1 protein-coding gene is annotated in these 878 nt (G+C 34.9%); it reads left to right on the top strand.

Going from position 1 to position 878, the window contains the following annotated elements:
- The first annotated feature begins 70 nt into the window (after positions 1 to 70).
- Positions 71 to 811, top strand: coding sequence for a TrbJ/VirB5 family protein (locus tag ACFINK_RS09335; RefSeq protein ID WP_375638910.1), 741 nt, complete (start codon positions 71 to 73; stop codon positions 809 to 811).
- Positions 812 to 878 lie beyond the last annotated feature (67 nt).

Below are 878 nucleotides of genomic sequence, written 5' to 3'. Positions count from 1 at the left end.
AACAGCCTAATGATAGGAACCGCGTGCCTATTAATAAAACAATCCCTGCCGAAATCAAGCGAGGAGACAGATGAAAAAGCGATTTATTATAACAGGAATGATTACCCTTTTGGGAATGATAAATTTAACCCTAATGCCTAACTTTAGTTGGGCTTCTGGGACTCAAGATTCAACTGTTCAAATTCCTTTTCCTGTTTCAAAAAAAGAATACCTGCAAATTATTGAGTTATTAAAACAACAAATTCAAGCAAGCGAAAACCAGATCGAAAACGCGAAAAAAGTCCATCAGTCTATAACAGGAAATAGAATACAAAAACCAACAATAGGAGAAGATAAGAGTTTTTTCATACAAGATTCGTCTTCTATCTACCCAAAACCAATGACAGACTACCACAACGTAATTATTGAGCAATTTAATGATATTGTTTTTGATGTTATGAGCGAAGAGAAAAGGGCCTACTTCTGGTCATTGCCTCATCATGAGATGCGCACAATAATTAATACACGCCTTAAATATAGTGGAATTGTCGATAAAGCTGTAAGTTTGCAAACTTTCCAAGACGCAGAGAACCGCTTTACACAAATTGTCGATTTCTTAAATAATATAGATAAAACAAAAGATATGAAAGAAGTTTTCGAGCTACAAACACGCATAAAGACCATGTCAGCCATGCTCCAAAATGAATATACAAAGCTACAAATGGTCAGAAATTTAAGCGATGTCGAAGAGAATCTTATCGAAATACAAAAACGTAAACTGTATGGAAGAATTATCATATCTTCTAACCAAAAGATGCCTACCATACGATGAAAACAAAAGCCGATGTAGAAGGTTCAGTACTCTCTGAACAATTCAGAGAGGCACAAATATTTTATCA

This window comes from Bartonella sp. AA16NXGY (assembly GCF_042197325.1).
Taxonomy (GTDB): Bacteria; Pseudomonadota; Alphaproteobacteria; order Rhizobiales; family Rhizobiaceae; genus Bartonella.
Note: the sequence above shows the minus strand (reverse complement) of the source record. Positions and strands in the feature narration are given on the sequence as shown.